Raw genomic sequence first — 24,075 nt, 5'->3', positions numbered from 1 at the left:
TATGCAGAGAAGAAAAGGAGAGATGATATGCAATCGGCAGTGGAACACGCGGATCAAGCGAATCATGCGGGAGTGGCACGTCGTAATTTTGTGATGAAATGCGGAGGAAGTACGCTGGCTGCGTTACCTGATTCCTTTTTTGAAGATTTGGCGCGTTTGCAGTCGGAAGGTCTTCAACCTGTCATTGTACATGGCGGTGGCCCTGCGATTTCCGACAACTTGGCGAAGCTGGGGATCGAAACGGAGTTTATTCATGGATTACGCAAAACGACCGAACCTGTGTTGGATGTCGTGGAAATGGTACTGGCAGGCAGCATTAACAAGCAGATTGTACGTAGAATAGGGATGCATGGGGGCCGAGCGTTGGGGTTGTCAGGCAGTGATGGCTATTTAATCGAAGCCAAGCCTGTGTCGAATGCCGCTGAGGTCGGTTGGGTCGGAGAGGTAACATCCGTTCAAGCCTCGATTATTACAGGTGTACTGGATATGGACTATATGCCTGTTATTGCACCCATCGGGATTGATCGATCGGGTCAGCGTTACAACATTAATGCGGATACAGCGGCGGGTGCGGTAGCCTCTCATCTGGGGGTCAGTCGGATGATCGTCGTTACAGATGTACCAGGCATATTGAAGAAGTATGGCGGAGAAAAGAGAGTGCTGGACTCTATCACTGTACAGGAGATTGAGGATATGATCAGCACAGGTGAAATATACGGTGGTATGATCCCGAAAGTGAGAGCGGCTATTGCCTGTATCCACGGCAAAGTGAAGGAAGTCGTCATTGTGAACGGTAGCGAACCGCAGGTACTAAGCCGTGTGCTGGGCGGAGAATCGATTGGAACACGCATCGTGCGTATGCAGTAATTACAATATATAGCTTGACCTATATAACCAAACGATAAAGGAGCGTGAACATAATGAGTAAGGAACCGAATACGCTGGTGAGCGAGGAAATGCCAAGTACGGATGGAAGCGGAGTGCAAACGGAAAAGGTGTCGGCAAAAGCGCAGACAGAAAGCTCTCTTTTTCCAACCTACGCAAGATACCCGCTTACACTGGTAAAAGGACAAGGAAGCTGGCTGTGGGATGATCAGGGCAAGCGTTATCTGGATTTCATGTCAGGCATTGCCGTTACCAATCTCGGCCATGCGCCTCAAGCAGTAGCTGAGCGATTGAAAAAACAGATCGATGAACTGTGGCATGTATCCAATCTGTTTCATATTCCGGGGCAAGAACGAGCCGCTGCCTTGCTGACAGCAAATAGCAGCGCGGATGCTGTGTTTTTCTGCAACAGCGGGGCCGAAGCGAACGAAGCTGCAATTAAGCTGGCGCGTCGTTACCACCAGAAGGTAAAGCAGACTGGTCGCTACGAAATCATTACGTTCACGCAATCCTTTCACGGACGGACGCTGGCAACCTTGACTGCTACGGGTCAGGACAAAGTTAAAGAGGGTTTTTTACCGCTTCCTGCTGGGTTCAAAAGTGTTCCGCTTCATGATCAGACGGCGCTTGAAGCAGCCATCAGTGAGCATACGGCGGCAATTATGCTGGAAATGGTGCAGGCCGAAGGTGGCATGTATCCGGTAGACCCTGCTTTCGTAGATGTGATCACAAAGCTGTGCCGCGAGCATGGTTTGCTGCTGATCATTGACGAGGTACAAACAGGTATGGGACGGACGGGCAAACTGTTTTCCTTTGAGCATTATGGTATAGAGCCGGATATCTTTACATTGGCGAAAGGACTGGGCAGTGGTTTCTCTGTGGGTGCGATGCTAGGCAAAGGATATTTGCGTGAAGCGTTCACAGCGGGCAGTCATGGTTCTACCTTTGGAGGTACGCCACTTGCTATGGCAGCGGTTCAAGCTACTATTGAAACGATTATTGATGACAAGCTACCAGAACGTGCAGCTGAGATGGGAGATTACCTTTTCCATAGTCTGCAAAAGCAGCTTGGAGATAGTCCTTTTGTAAAGGATATCCGTGGAAAAGGTCTGATGGTCGGTATTGAGTGTGCAGAACCGGTAGCGGAGCTTGTTTTGGCAGGACAGAAGAAGGGGATTCTGTTCATTACAGCAGGACCGAACGTGATTCGTCTGTTGCCTAACTTGTATGTAACGAAAGACGAAATAGATCAGGCTGTAACATTGATTGCTGAATTGATTCGGGAGCATGTGGCTTAGTGTAAAGGCCAAATCATCCTAGACTAGAGTACAAAAGGAGACGATAGCATGAGCCAGGGCGGCGCACTGCAGCAGATGAATTTGAAGGGGCGGGACTTCCTGGAACTGGACGATTACTCTTCAGAGGAAATCCAGTATTTAATTGATCTCGCCATTGAAATTAAGCGTAAGCACAAAAACGGAGAAACCTATCAGCCGCTAAAAGGGAAAACGCTCGGACTGATTTTCGAAAAATCCTCTACACGTACACGGGTATCTTTCGAAGTCGGTATGTATCAATTGGGTGGGCATGCTCTTTTCCTCAGCAAAAATGACATTCAACTGGGACGCGGCGAACCGATTAGCGACATGGCTCAAGTCATGTCACGTTATCTAGATGGCATTATGATTCGTACCTTTGGGCACGATAATGTTGTAGAGTTGGCACGTTATGCGTCCGTTCCTGTGATCAATGGATTGAGTGATTTAGCTCATCCGTGCCAAGTGCTAGCTGATTATCAAACCTTGTATGAGCAAAAGGGTAAGCTAAAAGGGCTCAAATTGGCTTACATCGGAGACGGTAACAATATGGCTCATTCCCTCTTGATTGGGGGAGCGAAGCTTGGAGTGCATGTGTCCATCGCAAGTCCAGCTGGATACGAGCCTGACCCGAGTGTGGTCGCAGCTTCCCGTGAAATTGCCAAACAGACAGGTAGTGAGATCGTTATAACCCAAAGTCCGCAGGAAGCAGTACAAAATGCGGATGCGATCTACACAGATGTGTGGGCGAGCATGGGCTTTGAGGAAGAGCAGAAGGAGCGGGAGCTTGCTTTTGCCGACTTCCAGGTGAATGAGGAGCTGGTCAAGCTGGCGAAGCCGGATTATTTATTCCTGCACTGTCTCCCTGCGCATCGTGGGGAAGAAGTGAGCGCAGGCGTAATCGATGGTCCGAATTCGGTCATTTTTGATGAAGCGGAGAATCGTCTGCATGCGCAAAAAGCGCTGTTAGTTGCTTTAATGGCTTAAGATTGATAGGTATTGATAGGTAAAGAAGATAAAGGTAAGCAATCGGGGAGGACTTCAACAATGGCAAAAGAAAAAATCGTACTCGCATATTCCGGCGGTCTGGATACGTCGGTCATTCTGAAATGGCTCAAAGAAACTTATGATGCTGAAATCATCGCATTCACCGCAGATATCGGTCAAAAGGAAGAACTGGACGGTTTGGAGGAAAAAGCACTCGCTACGGGGGCCTCCAAAGTGTACATTGATGATCTGCGTGATGAATTCGCCAAGGATTTTATCTATCCGATGTTCCAGGCGGGTGCTTTATATGAAGGACAATATTTGCTCGGAACGAGTATTGCACGTCCATTGATCGCTAAGCGGATGGTCGATATTGCGATTGCCGAGGGAGCAACAGCCATTGCTCACGGGGCAACAGGCAAAGGTAACGATCAGGTGCGCTTCGAGCTGAACGCGGCGGCGTTGACGCCGGATATCAAGGTGATCGCACCTTGGCGGCTGGAAGAGTTCCGCAATCAGTTCCCGGGCCGTGCAGAAATGATTGCCTATGCGGAAAAACACGACATTCCGGTAACTGCTTCTGCAGCCAAGCCATACTCCATGGACCGTAATCTGCTGCATATCAGCTATGAAAGCGGCGTGCTGGAGGACCCTTGGTTTGATCCAAGTGCTCCTGAAAATAAAGAAATGTTCTTGCTCAGCAACGCGCCTGAGGACGCTCCTGATGAAGCAGAATATTTGGAGTTGGAATTTGAAGCAGGTAACTGCGTCGCTTTGAACGGAGAACAGCTAAATCCACTGCAAGTGATGGAAAAACTGAATGAACTGGGCGGCAAACATGGTATCGGACGTGTGGATATGGTGGAGAACCGTTTTGTTGGTATGAAGAGTCGGGGAGTCTATGAGACGCCGGGCGGTACGATCCTGTTCACAGCTCACCGTAAAATGGAATCTATCACGATGGATCGCGAGGTTATGAATCTGCGTGATAGTCTGATTACCCGTTATGCTACCTTGGTTTACAACGGTTTCTGGTTCGCACCGGAACGTGTCGCTTTGCAGGCTCTGGTTCATGAGAGTCAGAAAAATGTCAGTGGTACCGTGCGCGTGAAGCTGTACAAAGGCAACGTTATCGGTGCAGGCGTTAAAAGTCCAGTTAGCTTGTACAACCCGGACATTGCGACCATGGAAGCCGATCCGACACAAGCCTACGATCAAGGCGATGCAACAGGCTTTATCCGCTTGAATGCTCTGCGTTTGAAGGTCAACGCGGGCGTAACACAAAATCATAAATAATGATGTAACCTAAAAAATGTACGGGATGCGGGCCGTTCTTGTCCAAACGACGAGGGCGGCTTGTATTGCAGAGAGGGGATCATGCAATGAGTAAGCTATGGGGCGGACGGTTTACGAAGCAAACGAACAAGCTGGTAGAGGAATATACGGCTTCTATCGGGTTTGATCAGACGTTGGCGGAAGAAGATATTCAAGGCAGTTTGGCTCATGTGGCCATGCTGGGGAAATGTGGAATTATTCCGCAGGAGGATGCAGACACGATCAAGGGAGGACTACACACGGTCCTAGAGCGTATCCGCCGTGGGGAAATTGAATTTTCTGTTTCGGATGAGGATATTCACATGAATATCGAAAAAAATCTAATCGAGGCCATTGGTCCGGTCGGGGGTAAGCTGCACACTGGGCGTAGTCGTAACGATCAGGTAGCAACGGATATGCACTTGTATTTGCGCGGACGTGTGGTATCGCTGGTGGGTATGCTGCATGATGTACAAGCTGCATTAATCGGGCAGGCAAAGGATAATCTGGACACGATTGTACCTGGATACACACACTTGCAGCGTGCGCAGCCTATTTTATTTGCACATCATCTGCTGGCGTATGTGTCTATGCTGGAGCGTGATATTGACCGACTCAAAGACAGCTACAAGCGGATTAACGTGTTGCCGCTCGGTGCTGGCGCTTTGGCCGGGACCACTTTTCCGATCGACCGTCATTTTGTAGCCGAGCAACTGGGATTTGATGGCGTATATGAAAATAGCCTCGATGCCGTCAGCGACCGGGATTTTATCGTAGAGTTCCTGGCTGGCGCCTCGCTGATTATGACGCATTTGTCTCGTCTGAGCGAAGAATTGGTGCTATGGAGCAGCACGGAGTTTGGTTTTATCGAGCTGGATGATGCTTTTTGCACAGGCAGCAGCATTATGCCGCAGAAGAAAAACCCGGACGTGCCCGAGCTGGTACGTGGTAAAACCGGACGTGTCTATGGAAACCTCATGGGCTTGTTGACTGTACTGAAATCCTTGCCGCTGGCATACAACAAGGACATGCAGGAGGACAAGGAAGGGATGTTCGATACCGTTGCCACGCTGGAAGGAGCCTTGCAACTGTTCGCACCGATGATCGCCACGATGAAGGTGAACAAGGATCGCATGCGTCAAGCGGTCAACCAGGATTTCTCCAATGCAACTGATATTGCGGACTTTTTGGTCGGCAAAGGGCTTCCGTTCCGTCAGGCGCATGAGGTCATTGGCAAAACCGTGCTGTATTGCATCCAGCATGGAAAATATTTGCTTGATCTGACACTGGACGAATTTCAGCAGTTTTCGGATCTGTTCGACGATCGTATTTATGAGGTGCTTCAACCAGAAGCGGTAGTTAATGCACGGAATGTATATGGCGGAACCGCTACTGGGCAGGTACAGGCAGCCATTGGGCGCAGTGAACAGCTCCTGGCGAATACATCAACATGGTTTGAAGGTCACAAGCCGAAAAATTAATCAGTAAAGAAAGATATTATTGTCTTGCACAGTAGCGGGATGCTGTGTAAAATCAGATTTTAAGGAATTAGCAATCTAGGTTTCAAAGGCACCGTTCGCGGTGTCTTTTGTGCTTTTTGAGGTATTTGTTTTATTCATGATCCCAATGATCATGAAATGCATAGATTTCCTGGAAGGTATTTTTCATAGCATTTAATTTATAGTTCTAAATACCTACTAATACGCTAGTGTGAAAGTTTCTAGAATTTACATTTTTGTATACTACGCCTACGATGATTATGGTAGAATAGCACTAAGTTTTTCATTGAATTACCAATTCAATAGGACAAGAACTATATTCAATAAATAAATGTCAAGTTACTAGAGGCACTTTTGATTAGGACAATTTCATAAATGTGTAAATGAAGGGCTTGAATGAGAACATAGGTATGTCCTGGTTTCGGGAGAACGGCAAGTAAAAGCTCTAAAGTCGATGTAGCTGAAGGCAGAGTCGGGATGATCTAGGGAGGTATTATGAGAACTAAAAGGACGGCGCGTCAGTTAAAGAGCGCTTGGTTCGGTTATCGCGCTTCTGAAGCCGATCAACTGATATCTTCATTGCATGAGGAACGGGTGCAAGCGGAGGAGTTACTGCGTGAGGAGCGGGAACTTTTCCACGCGGCGCTGGAACGGAAAAAGCAGCGGGATGCGGAGTTAAAGCAGCTGCTTGCGGATGCGCTTGCGGAAGAGCGGCGCTGGATTGAAAGGGCGGGAATTCATGGGTGACAAGCTTAGGTGGCAGGTTGGAGGAGTTTCAATTCGCCAAACCAAGAGAAGAATAAAAGAAGAGCGTCAGCGAATCGAACAACTGCAACAACAGCTAGAGGCTCAGCGGTTAGAGCAGGCCCCGGTGCTGTACAAGCTTGATTTTCATATTGAAGAGTTAGAACGGCGACTTCAGGATACAGAACTTCGTATCCAGGCGATACAGAACGCCAATGATACAGCAGCAGCTGTGGAACAATTGCTGGATGAAGGGATACAGGATGGACAGGTGCAGGAGGCTCAAGTCCAATATGCCTCTGGGCAGGAACAGACAGCAGCAGGAGCTGCTATGGGCGCTGGTTCCAGTATCCCTGGTACGGAAGGCGAAGAGGCGGCAACAGGAACGCAGAGTGGACGAAACGGCAAGGCCCGTCTGGGGGATCAACTGGTGGAGAACGGGATGATCACCCGCGATCAGCTGACAGATGCCATCCGTAACCAGAAGCGTTACGGTGGCAGGTTGGGTGATATTCTTGTAGAGATGGGCTTCATTACAGCCGAGCAGCTCCAAGAGCAGGTTGACGGCGACGAGTCCAAGGAGCGCCTAGGCGATATGCTGGTTCGTTCCAGCTATATATTACCGGAACAACTGGAGCGCGCACTGGAGTTCCAGGCGAAGAGCGGCGGGCTGCTCGGCGACATCTTGCTGTCATTGCAAATGCTGGAACCTGCGGATTTGTACCGCGCGATTGCTACACAGAACCGAATCGGGCGCATTGGTGAGGAGCTGGCGCTGGATGCGGCGTACAAACTACCCGAGCAAGTGGCAATGGCTTATGGCGTGGTCGTCATCCATCAGTATATGAACCGATATATTGTGGCGGTTAGCGATCCGTTGCCAGAAGAGCGACGCTTGAAGCTGGAGGAAATCCTGGGTATGCCGGTAGAGCAGGTGCTTGCTACGAAGGAAGAGATGGAGCAGCTCTGGGGTAAAATCTACGGTGAAGAAATGATGCAGGAGAGCACGACTGGGCTATTGGAAAAAGAACCGCACAATTCGGCGCGGACGACTTTTACAAAGGGACAACTTTGGGTGTTCGCAGCTATGGGTATGATTACACTGCTCGGTCTCCTCTGGAACAGTTGGAAAACGGTGTTGATCATCAATATGATGATTCAGCTGTTTTATTTTGCGATGACGCTATTTAAATTTGGCATTATTTATCTCGGTTCCCGGCGTGGGGCGCAGCTTCGTTTTACGAAGGAAGAGGTTGACGCCATGGATGAAAAGAAACTGCCGATCTATACCATTCTTGTACCTATGTATAAGGAGGCGGGCGTGCTTCCGATGTTGTTGCGGAATTTGGAGCAGCTGGATTATCCAAAGTCCAAGCTGGATGTGCGGCTGCTGATTGAAGAGGATGACATTGAGACGATCGAGCTACTTCGTGAAATGAAGCTGCCGGCCTATTACACGACACTGGTCGTTCCAGACGGTTTGCCGAAAACCAAGCCGAAGGCATGTAATTATGGACTTATTCGGGCACGTGGCGAGTTTGTCGTGATTTACGATGCTGAGGATCGTCCCGACGCTGATCAGCTTAAAAAGGTCATTGCAGCGTTCGATTCACTCCCTGAGCATTATGCATGTATTCAAGCGAAGCTCAACTACTTTAATAGTACACAAAATTTGCTGACCCGCTGGTTCACTCAAGAATACAGTATGTGGTTCGAGTTACTGCTGCCGGGTATTATGCAGTTAGATACCCCAATTCCTTTAGGCGGCACATCCAATCATTTTCGGGTATCTGTATTGAAAGATATTAATGCGTGGGACCCCTACAATGTAACCGAGGATGCCGATCTGGGCATACGTCTGTATAAAGGCGGCTACAAAACTGCTATTGTCGATTCCCGCACATGGGAGGAAGCTAACAGCCGCGTGGGCAACTGGATTCGTCAGCGGTCACGCTGGATCAAGGGGTATATGCAGACATGGCTGGTTCATATGCGCAATCCGGTTAAGCTGGTGCGCGAAGTGGGCTGGAAGGGCTTTTTCGGCTTTCAGGTGATGATTTTGGCAACTCCGATGTTGCCGTTGCTGAATCCGATTTTTTGGGGCTTGCTTATTTTATGGTTTGGCTGGGAATTATCCTTTATTCCCAAGCTGTTCCCGGGGTATGTGTATTACCTGGCCAGCGCGGAATTTTATATCGGTAACTTTCTGTTCGTATTCAGTAACGTGGCCGGAATGTATTGGGTCATCGGGGAACTGGAAGAGCGCGGTGAACGAACATTTTCATACGCGATGGTCAAATATGGGCTACTCTCGCCGTTATATTGGGTACTTATGAGTATAGCTGCGGTGAAAGCCGCTTGGCAGCTCATTACCAAGCCGTTCTATTGGGAGAAGACGACACATGGTCTGACCGATATGCACGACTTGGATGATACCCCGGCACAGTCCTCCTGAATATGAAGAAAGAAGGAGCAAGAATGGAGACAAAAACACCTTTTTTATCCGTCGTCATTCCCATGTATAATGAAAGCTCGCATCTCGAGCGTTCACTTAAGGTAATTGATGGGGTATTGTCTGTTGTCACCTCACGCTATGAGCTCATCATAGTAGATGATGGTTCCAAAGACGATACGTGGCTCAAGCTGTCCGAATTGTCCCGTCGTATGCCCTCTTTGCTCGCGCTCCGACTGAGTCGGAACTTCGGTAAGGAACTGGCGTTGTGTGCAGGTTTGGAAAATGCCTCTGGCGATGCAATCATTGTCATGGACGGTGATTTGCAGCATCCTCCTGAAATGATTGGTGAAATGGTACGTTTATGGCAAAATGAAGGTTATGATTTGGTCGAATGTGTGAAAGAATTTCGGGGAGAAGAGTCGGTGGGCAAAAAGCTTGGAGCTTCTTTGTTCTACGCGACCCTGAACCGCTTGACGGGCTTTAATCTCAAGGATGCCTCCGATTATAAGCTACTGGATCGACGAGTGGTGGATGCCTGGATGGCGATGCCAGAGCGTATGCCGTTTTTCCGCGGAATGACGGCCTGGCTAGGTTTCCGCAAAACCCAGATTTCATTCCGGGTGGCTCCACGCGAAGAGGGGCCAAGCCGCTGGAGTCCGTTAGGGCTGACTCGACTGGCAGCAGAAGCGATCGTTTCGTTTTCGACAGTACCGTTGCGGGTAGTAAGTCTGATGGGCCTCATTTTCATGCTGATTTCAGTCGTATTGGGGATTCAGACCTTAATGCGCAAATTAACGGGTGATGCTGTGACCGGTTTTACCACTGTCATTTTGCTGCTCTTGATTATTGGCAGTGTACTCATGCTGTCAATTGGTGTGGTAGGAGAATATATTGCCGCCATATATCACGAAGTCAAAGCTAGGCCTCGCTATCTGATAGCAGATAAACGGGCGAATGCTGACCGATTGTGGGTGGACAGGGAGTTTAATCAACATGATCAGACGTTCATATCTAAAGTATCCAATCATTAAATACGGTATTGTGGGGCTGCTGGGTACAGGTATCCATGTTGGTATGCTTGTGTTGCTGGTGGAGTTGTTTACGGTACCAGCAGTAACGGCTACTACAATCGGATTCGTGGTTACATTGCTCGTTTCGTATGTGCTGAACCGAAACTGGACGTTCGAGCCTACCGGCGAGGGAAGCCGCACCCAGTTTCTTAAATATTTATTGGTCTGTACCTGTGGCTTGCTCTTAAATGCCGCTCTGATGTACGTGACCATTCACTGGATCGGTTGGTCGTATCTGATCGGTGAAGTACTAACTACCATCATCGTGCCTGTTCATAATTATATCTGGAACCGTTACTGGATCTTCTCCGTTCCGCAACAGCGTCAGAAAGAGGTTTCATGATTTTAAGAAAACACGGAAAATTGCTATCATTGTTTGCTTGTATTACTACTCTTGAACTGGCCGTGGGTGTGTATTTTGCATGGCATCTTGGCTATATGCATACCGATGCGCTCAGTCGAGTGGCTAATGCATTTTATGTGCTGTACAGTCGTGACCCACACTTGGGTGCTATCGGGTTTGTATGGAATCCGCTGCCCAGTTTGATGGAACTGATTGTGCTGTTGTTTTATCCTTTATTTCCAGTACTCGCTTCCCACGGGCTGGCGGCAGTGATTGTGAGCAGCCTATTTGCAGGGGCGAGCGCGGCATTATTGTATGCGACGGGCAAACAGTTGGGGCTTCACGGTGCAACCAGCTTGCTGATTGCGCTATTATTTTCACTGAATCCATTTATGTTTCTGTTTGGCTTCAACGGCTTAAGTGACTCGCCATATATCTTTTTCATCCTGTTGACAGTGAGTCGATTTTGTATGTGGTTGAAGGATCGCAAGGCGGCGAATTTGATCGTATCCGGTTTTGCGCTTGCACTGGCATTTTGGGTTCGCTATGAAGCAGTTCCGCTGGGTATTGCGATGGCTTTGGGTGTATTGCTGACGATCTTTTTTCTGCACCGGTGGCGTACAAACAGAGAGAGGGTTAGAACGGAATTGTCTTTAAAAGAGCGCCTGTACAAGGTGGAGGCGACATGGCTTCTATTATTGTTGCCACTTGTCTTTTCCGGCCTGCTTTGGCTCTTTTTTAACTGGATTATCATGGGCGACCCACTTTACTTTTTACGCTCGCAGTATTCCAATTCCACACAATCAGCGGCTTTGTTGGAGGATCAACGCTTTGTGGCCATGTTTGCCCATCCTGTGCTGATGCTAAAGTTTATCGGGCAACGAACCTTATGGTATGCTGCTCCGTTGATTGCCATTTTGCTCATACGACTATTGGACAAACGTCTGTTGAGTTGGAGCACGCTTACGCTATTAGCAATCTTTTTATCGGTGCCTGGACTTCAGCTTTTGCTGATGCTCAAGCAGTCTTCTTTTGGCTGGTTCCGATATTTTATGTATGTATTCCCGATTACAGTTGCCTGGTTGCCGTATGAGCTAAGTTTATTAAAGGGAAAAATGAGGGGAATTGGAATCTCTCTGGTAACAGTTGGGATGTTGGTAACAGCAGGTTTGTTATCCTACGCACTGACGAACCCCGCGATTGCAGCGGATGAACACAGCTATTTGACGCATAGTGGCAATGAAAGCTACGAACGGCAAATTATTGAGCGGAAAATAGCGCCGTGGCTGGATGAGCATTATGGTTCATCCCTCATTTTGACAGATTCCTATGCGGCCTATCCGATTATTTTGAGTAGTAAAATTCCAAAGAAATTTATGATTACGAGTGATTTTGACTTTGGGGAATCTTTAATGGATCTGCCTGCTTCCAAGGTGGATTATGTCTTGGTCACGCGCTTGGTGGATGGGGTACCGCTGGATCAGGTGAACCGGAACTATCCTGATTTGTTCGAAAAGGGAGCGCCGTGGGCCTCGTTGGTACATGACTTTGACGGGCAGTGGCGACTGTACAAAATAGAGCATGAAGAATCGAAATAATTATGATATTTTAGTGCATCGTAGCGGAGGGAAGCATACAGCTGTAGGGTGTGATTAGGCTACAGCTGTATCACCGCAAGAAGTTTGAGGGGGAACGAGAGGAATGTCCTTTCGCAAATGGTCTGCAAGCAGATGGATGGCTATAGGTCTGTTTGTATTTATACTTGCATTGGAACTGTCTGCGGGCATCTATTTCAGCTATGTTCTGGGATATATGCACACAGACGCGCTCAGTCGCGTAGCTAATGCATTTTATGTGCTGTACAGCCGTGACCCGCATCTGGGCGCAATCGGATTTATCTGGAATCCACTACCCAGTCTTCTGGAAATGGTGATTCTACTACTGTATCCAATCTTTCCGGCATTAGCCACCTATGGATTGGCTGCTGTCATTCTTAGTGCTACCTTTGCCGCTTTGACCGCTATGTTGCTGTATCGGGCGGGGGTCAGAACAGGGCTTAGCTCAGGGATGAGCATCATGCTGGCACTGTTGTATGCACTGAATCCGTTTATTTTACTGTTTGGTGCCAATGGGCTGAGCGATTCGCTATACATATACTTCATTATGATGACGGTGATTGAGTTTGCATTGTGGCTCAAGGATCGCATGACGGCAAGTCTGATTGTTTCTGGATTAGCGCTTGCCATGGCGTTCTGGACTCGCTATGAAGCGGTTCCTCTGGGCGTGGCAATGGCGGGTGGCGTGGTATTGGCGATCCTGTTTCTTCATCGAAACATGGGCAGACGTGAACTGGCCTTGCGAGAAAAACTGCACAAGGTCGAGGCAACCTGGTTACTGCTTCTGCTCCCTGTGGTCTTTTCCGGGCTGTTGTGGATTTTCTTCAACTATCTCATTATGGGGAATGCTTTTTACTTCCTGAATTCGGAGTATTCGAACACAGCCCAATCGGCAGAACTGCTGAATGATGATAAGTTTGTAGAGATTTTCTCCAATCCGCTGGTGGCCTTGAAATTTATTGCTTCCAAAACACTCTGGTATTCGGTACCGTTGTTTGCTATTCTGTTCATTCGTCTGTTGAGTGGACGCTTGTTCCGATGGGGAACATTGATTATTTTGCTGCTGTTCCTGTCAGTGCCAGGGTTGCAATTTTTACTCATGATGAAGCAATCTTCGTACGGATGGTTTCGTTATTTTATGTACGTGTTCCCAATTACCGTAGCCTGGTTGCCCTATGAGCTGAGCCAGCTTCAGGGACGATGGCGGAGGGCAGCCTTTGGCCTGGTGTCCGTCAGTCTGCTGCTTACCGCTGGATTACTTTCCTATGCATTGACTCGCCCGGATATTGCACCGGATGAGAACAGCTTTCTCACACGAACGGGGAATGTGAACTATGTGAGACAGGAGTCAGATCGTAAGATTGCCGTCTGGTTGGATGAGCATCTGCCGAAGTCTACCATTATGACCGATTCGGCTTCAGCCTACACCATGATTGTCTACAGCCAGTATCCAAAACGCTTCCTGATTACCAGTGATTATTTGTTCAATAAGGCATTAAGTTATCCGCAGGATAACCATGTGGATTATATCCTTGTACCTAAGATCATGTCAGGCATGCCACTGAGTAAAATCAATATGGTATATCCGAATTTATATGAAAAAGGCGCTCCTTGGGTCCAGCTTGAACGTGAGTTTAACGGTGAGTGGCGCTTGTACAAGGTGCTACCCAAGTCACTAACTAAAGGATCTCCATCGACGGAGACCACAACAAATCCCTAATGTGCATAAAAATCCCCGAGCCTATCCCTTCGCCATGGTGCGATGAGGGAAGCTGCGGGGATTTTTTTAACCTGTTTAGTGCTCTTTGAGCGGTAGCCACGCCAGTACATCCTGAATTTTCGCGTCCCAGTATCCCCATTCATGAGCTCCAGGACCTTCTTCGTAGGTCAGCGGAACTCCGATAGTATTACATGTTTCACGAAAAGCCTGATTTGCCTTATATAGGAAATCCTCCGTGCCGCAGCATTGGTAGAGCCGGGGAAGTGAGGTCCCCAAAGCAGCATGACGTTGTAACAGTTCCAGCAAATCGTGATCCGTTCCACGTATTTCATCTGGACCAAAAATGTTAAGCCATTCCGCTGGACTCATCGCATTTTGCATAGGATCGGTGCGTGATGCGTGTAAATCCATGACTCCCGAAAGGCTGGCAGCGGCTGCAAAACGCTCTGGATGCTGGAGCGCCAGTTTGAAAGCACCATATCCACCCATAGAAAGCCCGGCTACAAAATTATCTTCACGCTTGTCGGACAGAGGAAAGAATGAACGTGCCAAAGCCGGCAATTCTTCGCTGATAAAGGTCCAATAAGCCGCGCCTTGCTCCATATTCGTATAGAAACTCCGATGTACCTGGGGCATGACGACAGCTAGGCCCAATGAGGCGACATAGCGTTCAATGGAGGTTCGACGTAACCAGGTTGAATCATCGTCCGATAGGCCATGCAGCAAATACAGCGCCGGATGTGGCCCGGTTCCTTGCTTGCCTTCCAGTCCAATCTGCGAACGGGTTGCCTGAGGAAGAATAACATTCATGGATGTGCTCAGACCAAGAACTTCAGAATAAAACTGACATTGAATAAGAGCCATAAGAAGACCTCTTTTCTTAGGGTTTTGTGACCTCATTGCGGTGTTCCAGCATATGACCGAGTATTCATTCAGTATACCTTAGCCTGTCTAAATATACATATCCAAGTGAATGACTAGGTATTAAGTCCCGTTTCTTATTTATCCTACATTAGGAGGGGGTATGGTTATATGGGACGATTTTTTTAATTTGGGGGTTATTTGGGTTTGATTTCTGGTAAAGTGTTTAAAAAAGAATGATGAATCCAATCAGAGGAGGAATTTATAGCATGGGAAAAAAGTTAAGAAACACAGTTACAGGTGTATTGAGTACAGGTCTTATTCTTAGCGCATTCAGCGCAGCGGCAGCTGCTCCTCAAACTACAAGTGGACATTGGGCAGGAGATCAGGTGCAACGCTGGTCAGCCACAGGACAATTGGACGGCGCGGTGAAACCAGATGCGGCAATCACACGTGCAGAATTTATTGTTCTTCTGAATCGCAGCTTGGGTACGTTCACGCAGGATACTCCAGCAGTGACTGACGTAACGTATGCGGACAGTGTAAAAGTAAACGGTAATGGAAGCAGAACGTTCACAGATGTACCAGCCTCTCACTGGGCATACAACGAGCTTACAAGTGCCGTGAATGCAGGTTACATAAGCGGCTATGCAGATAACAAGCTCAAACCAAATGGTAAGGTAACACGTCAAGAAGCTGCGGCTATCGTAGGCAAAGCTATTGGACTCACTGCCGGTAACGCAGCAGATGTTACTAAATTCATTGACTCCGACAAAATTGGAGCTTGGGCGAAGAAAAGTGTAGCGGCAGCTGCGGAGCAAAAAATCATCAACGGTTATCCGGATGGTAAATTCCAGCCACTGAAGTCGCTGACTCGTGCAGAGGCGATTGCTATTCTGGACGCTGCTTCCGGTTACAACCTGAGCCCTGTTGATAATCTGACGACGACTCCTGGTGGAACGGTGACGGATTCCACATACGGCAATGTGACAGATTCCACTTATGGTAACACGTCGACTACTTCTGGCAGTGAAACAGAAGATAGCAGCACAAGTACCAGCACAGATAGCACGACTACGGACAACTCTACAACCATAGATACCAACACAGATACTGACACAACTACGGATACGACTACAGATAGCACTACAGACACAGCTGCTGACGCGGTTGCAACTACGAAAGCACTGAAAGTCAACGATGTGTATGACGGAGAAGGTACAATTACGGGGACAGCTAAAGCAGGTTCCACAGTAACCGCCTATTCCAACGAACTGCCTATCGGTAGTGCAGTAGCCAAAGATGATGGCACATTTAGTATCAGTGTGCTTGCTCAAAAAGCAACGGTTAGGCTGGTAATCAAAGCTGAAGATGCAGACGGTAACGAAAGTGAGCCTGTAGAAACTTCTGTTTTGGGTAAACGCAGCGAGTAATTTATAGCTAAAATCCCCCTTTCACTCTGTCTGGAACAAGTCCAGCCGACAGTGGAAGGGGGATTTTTCGTTTATTCGCTTATACCGTCCTCGACAATAGACTTCTCGGGTTCACGTGTTTGTGGCTCAGACGATGTGCCACCGCCATAACTAGCTATAATGCGCTGCTGCGCTCGATACGTATCGCGGCTGATTCGGGTGCGATCTACGGTTTTTCCGTCTACCTTTTTTACCCGGAATGTTTCTACCACATACCCTTCTTTGCCCTGCCGAAGTACTTGATAGAAGCCGGGGGAAAGGGAGTCATTACGGAGTCTCTTCTCCGGTATGGGAAGTATGCGAACCGTATGGGATTCCAGTTCATACGAAACATTGGACGGAAATGTACCAAAAAATTTAACAGCAAGCGTTCGGTTTTGGACAGCCGCACGAAGTAGTAAATGCTTGCCTGTATTGTTTCTAAAACGAAAATTAATGGACCCTGTAGCAAAAGTCGCATCCTGACCTTTGGGCAGGTAGCTGACCGGCAAGGAATGGTTGCGGCGCTCAACAATGTCCAAACCGACTCGCAGTGCTGCATTATACACCGTGCTGGATACCTGACAAATCCCGCCGCCTATGCCGGACTCCAACTGACCGTTCACGATCACTGGAGCTTCACGAAAGCCATGAGTGCGCTCAGCCTTGGCAATCAATTGACCGTAGTCGAATATGTCGCCTGGCTTGAGAATTAAACCATCAACGGTGCTTGCCGCTGAATTGACGTTATACACACGTCCTTCCGAGCTGCTGCCGAGACTGGTGGAGAACTGGACGATTTTACGCTCAATCCCTTCGTTACGCAGGCTGTCCACCGAAATTTTCGGCTCCAGCTGAAGGAACGGTAATTCCACTCGTATCGGCTCCTCAGAAGCGGTAAAATCCTTGGGCAGCGCCTTATCCAGTGCGGAGTCCAGTTTGGGCCAATCCAGACGTCGCGCAGAGCGCCCCGGAATATAACGAACCTGATCATTCCCGTCAATCTGACGCACAGCATTGATAGGCATGCCATATCGTTGCTCCTCCCAATCGGCTCCGAATTGGGCTTTCAATATCTCCTTCTGTCGGAAAGATGCGATAGACCATTCCTTTTCGAAGCTAAAACGTGTCTGCACACGAGTCCATAGATGCTCCGAGCTGAGCGCCTTCACGGCATTCCGAAATGCCTCCGCTTTATAACGAATCCCTGCTTCCCCGAGTGTAAGTTTTATATCCTGTGCACTGCTGTCACTGTCCGTCAGAAGCAGTGGGCGTTGCTTTAATGCATCCAGCTTTTTATCCACCAGCCGGAGAGCGGCTGTGTAATCCATGCTTCCTACGTTGACTCCTCCGACCCTCACTCCCTCCGGCAGCGTTTGTCTGTCGGCGTACAGATGAAGTCCCCCCCACAACATGGCCAGCGCCAGAACACCAGCCCATATCCAAATGACAGATAAATGAATTTTTTTCATAATGCAGATGTCTCCTGTCTGATAAGCTTGATAGCGTACTCGTGTGCCATATTATTCATATATATGTGCCAAAAGCAGAAAACTTTCGGTACTATTTAGGTAACAAATTTGTTACAATGATAAACGGTATGATGAAATAGAGAAGTTTTTAAAGGAAATGCATGGAATATGTCGAATGGATATTAGGTTATGCGTAATATGATTAAGCAGCGGGAAGTGATCGAGTGATTGAAATGCAGGATGTGTGGAAGACCTATACTAACGGAACCCACGCACTTCAAGGAGTATCGGTCAGAATTGACCGTAATGAATTTGTATACGTAGTCGGCCCGTCTGGAGCGGGGAAATCGACTTTTATGAAGCTTATTTATAGAGAAGAAGTACCTACCAAGGGGCAAATTTCAGTCAATGGTTTTAATATCGGGAAGCTCAAGCAGCGTAAAATTCCCTACGTTCGTCGTAACATCGGAGTCATTTTTCAGGATTTCCGCCTTTTGCCGCGTTTGACGGCTTATGAGAATGTGGCTTTTGCTATGGAAGTTATTGAAGCTCCCAAGAAGCTGATTCGCAAACGGGTACCAGAAGTGCTTGAACTGGTTGGCTTGAAAACAAAAATGAATCGTGAGCCTGCCCAGCTTTCCGGTGGGGAGCAACAGCGTGTAGCGATTGCACGGGCCATCGTAAACAATCCTTCCGTGATCATTGCCGATGAACCTACGGGAAATCTGGACCCCGAGACATCGTGGGAGATCATGCAGTTGCTGGACGAAATTAATTTTAGGGGTACGACCATTGTGATGGCGACCCACAATAAGGACATCGTGAACTCCATGCGTAAACGCGTAATTGCTATTGAGAATGGCAACATCGTAAGGGATCAGGTAAGAGGGGAGTACGGATATGACTTTTAATACCTTCTTACGTCATGTGCGGGAAGGTTTCAAAAACATATTCCGCAATGGCTGGATGTCCGTGGCATCCGTCACCTCGATTATTGTGTCATTACTTATATTGGGCGTATTTATCATGCTGGTGCTCAACGTCAATTCCCTGGCTGATCAGGCAGATAGTCAGGTAGAGGTTAACGTATTTCTGGAGCTAAATGTAGAGCAGAACATGCGCGAAACACTGCAAAAGGAAATCGCGGCGATGCCGGAAATCAGCAAAACGACCTTTGTGACTAAAGCTCAGGGTTTGGAGGAGCTGCGCAAAGATTTGGGAGACAGCGGCAAGGAGCTGCTGGAGGGTTTTGACAAGGACAGCAATCCACTCCCGGACAAAATTGTGGTAGAGGTTATTGAACCAACAACGGTTCCATTTGTGGCTGAAAAGATTGAGAAGCTGAATACGTTGCATCCAGAGAAACCGATTTTAAAGGTTCGTTATGGAAAAGGCACCGTAGAGACGCTCTTTACGATTACGAAGCTCATACGTAATGTAGGCTTTATATTCGTCGCCGGACTGGCGATCATGTCCATGTTCCTTATCTCGAATACGATTCGCGTGACCATATTGGCACGACGCAGAGAGATTGGCATTATGAAGCTGGTCGGTGCGACCAACTTTTTTATACGCTGGCCGTTTTTTATTGAAGGCGCGCTTATTGGTCTTATTGGTTCCCTTATTACTGTAGGTATTTTATTTACTGGCTATCAGCGTTTGCTGACCGCCGTTCAGGGCGATATAGCTCTGAATATGTTGAAGCTTATGCCACTTGAAGGCATTTGGATTCAGTTGAGTGCATTGCTGATTATTTTGGGTATGCTGGTCGGAATTGTTGGCAGTACCCTGTCCATGCGCAAGTTCTTAAAAGTATAAAGAAGCGTTGGCTGGACGTCGTGGTCGGTATCAATTAGAACGGGGAAGCCCGGTGTTATTTTGCGATAAAGGATGGGGAGTGCAAGTTGAAAAAAACAGGATCTGTGTTGGCCGCTACCTTGGTAGCCGCATTGCTAATCCAGCCTTCTGACGGATATGCCAAAAGCATGAGTGAAATCAATTCGCAGCTGAACCAATTGGAAAAGCAGGCCCAATCTGCCAAGCAACAACAGGAAAAGGCTGCTCAAGATAAACAGTATGCTCAACATTACAAAAATAAAACCGTGCAAAACCTGAAAATTGTGCTTGCTCAGATTAACAGCGTCAGTGATCAGCTGACTCGTGTTGCGGTTCAGATTGATCAAACGGAAGATAATCTACGTGCGACTAAAAAAGATTTAGCTGAGGCCATTGATCGTATCCAGTCACGGGAAAAAATGCTGGAAACTCGTGTGCGTTTGATGTATACGGATGGAACCGTCTCATATATGGACGTGCTTATGTCTTCGTCCAGTTTTAGTGACTTTCTCAGCCGGGTAGATTCCTTGAAAACGATCGTGGAGCAGGATCAAATCCTGTTGGACGAGCATAAAAAGGACAAGGCATTGGTCGTAAGCAAGAAGAAACAGCTGGACACGGAATATAAAAATGCCAAGAAGCTCTATGCGCTCAAGCAGGACGCCAAAGCAGAACTGAATTCGAAGGAAAAAGAGAAACAAAGACTGATTTCCAATTACGATCATGATATTGCTGAGTCAGATGAAATCAGCGAAGAGCAAAATGACATGCTGGTAGCACTCGCTAACAAACGTGTGGGTCTGGTGCAGGAGAAGAACAAGCTTAGAGCGGAGCAGGCTGCCAAAGCAGCACGCGCTAGAGCGGCTGCACGTGCGGCTGAAGCCAAACGATATGCATCTTCATCCTCAGGTGCCGCCTCGAATTCCAGCCATGCGGCAGCCAGTACGTATACAGGCGGAACGGGCACATTGGCTTCGCCTGTATCCCATTACCGACTTTCATCTACTTTTGGCATGCGGGTACATCCGATTACCGGCAAGCTTAAAGGCCACACAGGTGTTGATATGGCGGCTCCTCAGGGAACCGATATTCATGCAGCCGAAGATGGTGTTGTCATTGTTGCCGAATGGTGGAGTGGCTATGGAAATACGGTTGTGATTGACCATGGAGACGGGCTATGGACCCTATACGGACACATTCGCAATGGCGGTACGGTGGTTCATACCGGGCAGACTGTGAAACGTGGTCAAAAAATTGCAGAAGTTGGTTCGACGGGCAATTCCACAGGACCTCACTGTCATTTTGAGGTGCGCGAAAATAACAAACCTGTAAATCCGATGAACTATTTATAGTAGATAAGGTAAGCCCTATTTATAGCCATTACGGTTGTAGATAGGGCTTTGCTGTAATGGTTAATATCCGATGAAGAACATGTGCATTGAGACACGGAGTAGGATACAATTAACATATTCCGTACAAGCTAGACGTATACTTCGTGGATGGATATGCGTTGTAAGGCAATAGGATACAAGATAATGAGAAGGCGGTGGACGATTAGATGTTGAAAAAAAGTACAGCGATACTCTTGATGGTGATCGGGCTGCTTGGCGGCAGTCTGCTCACTTTTGCCTATACTGGAACGACTACAGTAGGGAACAGCGCTCTGGGCGAAGGACTGCTGGCGAGTGTGACAGGTAGCAGTTCTACCTCCAGAAGTGATATCCGCAAAATTGAGACGGCGATGGACCTGATTCAGGGACAATATTATCAGGATGTGGATCGTACCAAGCTGGTGGATGGCGCCATCAATGGTATGATGGAGTCGCTCGGCGACCCGTATTCCTCTTATATGGGTAAAGAAACTGCCCAACAATTCGAGCAATCCATTGAAGGTTCTTTTACTGGGATCGGAGCCGAAGTAGCTGCCGAAAACGGGAAAGTAGTTGTAGTCACGCCAATTAAAGGCTCCCCGGCAGAGAAGGCAGGGTTACGCTCTAAGGATATTATTTTGTCTGTTAATGGTGAAACACTGGACGGATTGGATCTAAACAAGGCCGTTTCCAAAATCCGTGGGCCTAAAGGCAGTCAGGCAAAAGTCAAAATTCAGCGCAGTGGCTCTCCTGATCCGCTCGAATACACGATTACCCGTGACAACATTGATATGGAAACTGTAACGGCTCATATGGAAAGCGACGGTGTAGGCGTCATCACGATCACCCAGTTCTCCTTGAATACAGCAGAACGTTTCAAGGAAGAGTTAGCGAAGCTCGAAAAACAAGGGCTTAAAGGGCTCGTCATTGACGTGCGTAATAACCCGGGCGGCGTGCTTTCCGTGGTCATTGATATTGCACAGCAATTTGTACCTTCTGGCAAAACGATTGTACAAGTGGAAGACAAGAATCAGAAGCGTGAAGAAGAGAAATCCAAAGGATCACGTAAGAACTATCCAGTGACTTTGCTAATGAATAAAGGCAGCGCAAGTGCGTCCGAAATTCTGGCAGGTGCTCTCCAGCAATCAGCAGGTGCTGTGTTGATCGGGGAAAATTCCTTTGGTAAAGGTACTGTACAAACCAGCTATGACAAGCAAATGGGTGACGGTAGCCTGCTCAAAATCACGATTGCCAAATGGTTAACGCCAAATGGAACGTGGATTCATAAAAAAGGGATTAAGCCGAATATTGCGGTGGAACAGCCTGAATACTTCACAGCAGCACCGTTGAACAAGGAAAAGTCCTTGAAATACAATATGAATAGCAGTGATGTGAAAAATGCACAAATCATTCTGCAAGGCTTGGGATACAAACCAGGTCGCGAGGATGGCTATTTTGACAAAGTAACTGAAAGCTCTGTTATTGCTTTCCAAAAACAAGCGAAGCTGACGGCTAGCGGCATCATTGATGCGAAGACAGCAGCAGCGATGGAAGCCAAGCTGATTGAGAAAATTCGTGATCCGAAAAATGATAATCAACTCAAGCAGGGGATTGAAGAGATTCGGAAGGAAATGAAGACAAGCGCAGCGAAATAATAGTGAGGCTACAACAAGGGGGCTGGAAACAGCCTCCTTTTATATTGGGATTTATTTGCAGTCTGTCGGTTTGTCTTCCCTACGTTGGCAATTTCATATAGAATAAATGGATATGAAATGTACGTGATCCGCTATACAGCGGGCCAGGGGCATAAGGAGTGTGAATGGACTTGGAATGGGCATTACAATGGGGATGGAGCGTCTTGAATGCTTGCTTGTACCTGCTTTTGCAGCCGTTTTATTATATCTCAATACTCATTGTAGCACTTGGTTATCGTCGGCAAATGCTGCTGGAGCGCAAGCTATTTCATACCAAAATGCATAGCTGGACTGCAGAGACCTGGCGTGTCGTATGGAGTGGTTTGCTTGCTGGAATGGCGCTATCTGCTCTGGGAATGTTCGTCAGTGTGCATCTGAACTCGGCTTCCATCGTGTGCCTGTGGGTAGCGACATTACTGCTCATGCTGGTACGCGTCCGTTACCTGTGTCTCGCTTATTCGGTAGGTCTGCTAGGTGTGGTTCAGTTTTTCTTAAACGTGGCCAGTGGCTGGCAACCTGGAGGAGCGCTTGGAACATCAGTCGCAGCCATCCGCGGATTGGATATTCCAGCACTGTTGGTGTTGGTCGCCGTGCTGCATGTGGCTGAGGCGCTGTTGGTTCGCTGGCAAGGGGGGAAGGCGGCCACTCCGCTGTTTGTCGAGGGCAAACGGGGAAGATTGGTTGGCGGTTATCGTATGGAAGACCTCTGGCCCATTCCGTTGTTGTTGTTGGTACCGACTCAGGGAGGATTCACGCTTCCCTGGACACCTTTGTTCGGCGGCGATGCCGGAACCGGGTATATGCTGGCAGCCTTGCCAGTCCTGATGGGCTTCAGCAGCGTGACGCTAGGCCAGCTACCACGACAGAAGGCGGTACTTACTTCGAACCGTTTGCTCCTGTATAGTGTGGCTTTACTTCTGCTGAGCTTGCTGGCTGCATGGTGGAGTCCGCTGATATTGCTCGCAGCATTATTCTCCTTTCTGGCTCATGAGGCGCTGATCTGGTATGGTAATATAGAGGAAAGTCGTCTTAGCCCGATGTTTGTCCATCCGGAGCAAGGGATGCGTGTTCTCGCTGTGCTGCCAGACAGTCCAGCGACAGCCATGGGTATACTGCCGGGCGAGGCCATTTACCGCGTGAATGGGGTTGTTGTGAATACCCGTGCCGAGTTACACCAGGCCTTGCGAATCAACTCTGCTTTTTGTAAGCTGGAGGTACGCAATCTGCGAGGCGAGAGCAAGTTTGTGCAGCGAGGCATGTACGATGGCGATCATCACCAGCTAGGGGTCGTGCTTGCACCGGATGCAGACGCGAGCTGGGCCGTATCCATACAGCCAGCCTCCATCTATCGGATTGTTGCCATGCACATAGGTGCACGACGACGTAAAGCTGGACAGGCATCGCAGGCAGAGGGTGCACATTTGGATACCATGGACAAATAG

19 protein-coding genes are annotated in these 24,075 nt (G+C 48.2%); 17 read left to right on the top strand and 2 right to left on the bottom strand.

Annotated elements, in window-relative coordinates:
• Positions 1-27: 27 nt before the first annotated feature.
• From argB to ACUUJN_RS23970, 11 genes are all read left to right on the top strand, one after another.
• Entirely contained in the window at positions 28-867 is an 840-nt protein-coding gene (argB, locus tag ACUUJN_RS24020) for an acetylglutamate kinase (RefSeq protein WP_025723996.1), read from the top strand.
• Positions 868-920: 53 nt separating this feature from the next.
• Positions 921-2,183, top strand: coding sequence for an acetylornithine transaminase (gene argD / locus ACUUJN_RS24015; protein WP_023990633.1), 1,263 nt, complete (start codon positions 921-923; stop codon positions 2,181-2,183).
• Between the two features lie 48 nt (positions 2,184-2,231).
• Positions 2,232-3,188, top strand: a complete 957-nt coding sequence (gene argF / locus ACUUJN_RS24010) for an ornithine carbamoyltransferase (RefSeq protein WP_023990632.1) — start codon at positions 2,232-2,234, stop codon at positions 3,186-3,188.
• Positions 3,189-3,248: 60 nt separating this feature from the next.
• The gene (locus ACUUJN_RS24005; RefSeq protein ID WP_023990631.1) at positions 3,249-4,484 is read left to right on the top strand and encodes an argininosuccinate synthase; all 1,236 of its coding nucleotides are present in this window, start codon (positions 3,249-3,251) and stop codon (positions 4,482-4,484) included.
• Positions 4,485-4,570: 86 nt separating this feature from the next.
• The gene (argH, locus tag ACUUJN_RS24000; protein WP_053326223.1) at positions 4,571-5,983 is read left to right on the top strand and encodes an argininosuccinate lyase; all 1,413 of its coding nucleotides are present in this window, start codon (positions 4,571-4,573) and stop codon (positions 5,981-5,983) included.
• 513 nt (positions 5,984-6,496) lie between these two features.
• Positions 6,497-6,748 carry a hypothetical protein gene (locus ACUUJN_RS23995; protein WP_023990629.1) on the top strand — a complete coding sequence of 84 codons (252 nt, stop codon included), beginning with the start codon at positions 6,497-6,499 and terminating at the stop codon, positions 6,746-6,748.
• Positions 6,741-9,200: a cyclic di-GMP-binding domain-containing protein, MshE-related gene (locus ACUUJN_RS23990; protein WP_484668995.1), complete on the top strand. Its 2,460-nt coding sequence runs from the start codon at positions 6,741-6,743 to the stop codon at positions 9,198-9,200. Before ACUUJN_RS23995 ends, ACUUJN_RS23990 begins: the two co-directional genes overlap by 8 nt.
• 23 nt (positions 9,201-9,223) lie before the next feature.
• Positions 9,224-10,231, top strand: coding sequence for a glycosyltransferase family 2 protein (locus ACUUJN_RS23985; RefSeq protein WP_023990627.1), 1,008 nt, complete (start codon positions 9,224-9,226; stop codon positions 10,229-10,231).
• Positions 10,194-10,613, top strand: a complete 420-nt coding sequence (locus ACUUJN_RS23980; protein ID WP_484668994.1) for a GtrA family protein — start codon at positions 10,194-10,196, stop codon at positions 10,611-10,613. The genes ACUUJN_RS23985 and ACUUJN_RS23980 overlap by 38 nt, the downstream gene beginning before the upstream one ends.
• The gene (locus ACUUJN_RS23975; RefSeq protein ID WP_484668993.1) at positions 10,610-12,211 is read left to right on the top strand and encodes an ArnT family glycosyltransferase; all 1,602 of its coding nucleotides are present in this window, start codon (positions 10,610-10,612) and stop codon (positions 12,209-12,211) included. The genes ACUUJN_RS23980 and ACUUJN_RS23975 overlap by 4 nt, the downstream gene beginning before the upstream one ends.
• A gap of 103 nt (positions 12,212-12,314) precedes the next feature.
• Positions 12,315-13,949 (top strand): glycosyltransferase family protein, encoded by a 1,635-nt coding sequence (locus ACUUJN_RS23970; protein ID WP_023990624.1) that lies wholly within the window; start codon positions 12,315-12,317, stop codon positions 13,947-13,949.
• Between the two features lie 75 nt (positions 13,950-14,024).
• On the opposite strand, the gene ACUUJN_RS23965 is transcribed toward ACUUJN_RS23970, so the two are convergent.
• A complete protein-coding gene (locus ACUUJN_RS23965) occupies positions 14,025-14,813 on the bottom strand; it encodes an alpha/beta hydrolase (protein ID WP_484668992.1) in 789 nt (262 codons plus the stop codon).
• Positions 14,814-15,079: 266 nt separating this feature from the next.
• On the opposite strand from ACUUJN_RS23965, the gene ACUUJN_RS23960 reads away from it, so the two are divergent.
• Positions 15,080-16,243, top strand: coding sequence for an S-layer homology domain-containing protein (locus tag ACUUJN_RS23960; RefSeq protein ID WP_484668991.1), 1,164 nt, complete (start codon positions 15,080-15,082; stop codon positions 16,241-16,243).
• A 71-nt stretch (positions 16,244-16,314) separates the two neighbouring features.
• Here ACUUJN_RS23960 and ACUUJN_RS23955 read toward each other — a convergent pair whose 3' ends face one another.
• On the bottom strand, positions 16,315-17,733 hold the full coding sequence (locus ACUUJN_RS23955; protein ID WP_484668990.1) for a VanW family protein: 1,419 nt from the start codon (positions 17,731-17,733) through the stop codon (positions 16,315-16,317).
• 224 nt (positions 17,734-17,957) lie between these two features.
• On the opposite strand from ACUUJN_RS23955, the gene ftsE reads away from it, so the two are divergent.
• The 5 genes from ftsE (at position 17,958) to ACUUJN_RS23930 (ending at position 24,075) form a co-directional block, all read left to right on the top strand.
• Entirely contained in the window at positions 17,958-18,644 is a 687-nt protein-coding gene (ftsE, locus tag ACUUJN_RS23950; RefSeq protein WP_023990620.1) for a cell division ATP-binding protein FtsE, read from the top strand.
• Positions 18,634-19,551 (top strand): permease-like cell division protein FtsX, encoded by a 918-nt coding sequence (gene ftsX / locus ACUUJN_RS23945; RefSeq protein ID WP_013312238.1) that lies wholly within the window; start codon positions 18,634-18,636, stop codon positions 19,549-19,551. The genes ftsE and ftsX overlap by 11 nt, the downstream gene beginning before the upstream one ends.
• A gap of 86 nt (positions 19,552-19,637) precedes the next feature.
• Positions 19,638-20,921 carry a M23 family metallopeptidase gene (locus ACUUJN_RS23940; protein ID WP_023990619.1) on the top strand — a complete coding sequence of 428 codons (1,284 nt, stop codon included), beginning with the start codon at positions 19,638-19,640 and terminating at the stop codon, positions 20,919-20,921.
• 206 nt (positions 20,922-21,127) lie between these two features.
• A complete protein-coding gene (locus ACUUJN_RS23935) occupies positions 21,128-22,594 on the top strand; it encodes a S41 family peptidase (RefSeq protein ID WP_023990618.1) in 1,467 nt (488 codons plus the stop codon).
• A 164-nt stretch (positions 22,595-22,758) separates the two neighbouring features.
• The gene (locus tag ACUUJN_RS23930) at positions 22,759-24,075 is read left to right on the top strand and encodes a PDZ domain-containing protein (protein WP_023990617.1); all 1,317 of its coding nucleotides are present in this window, start codon (positions 22,759-22,761) and stop codon (positions 24,073-24,075) included.

The organism is Paenibacillus sp. LRG-1, from assembly GCF_057220305.1.
The sequence above is the reverse complement of the archived record's forward strand: the minus strand, read 5'-3'. Positions and strand labels throughout refer to the sequence as shown.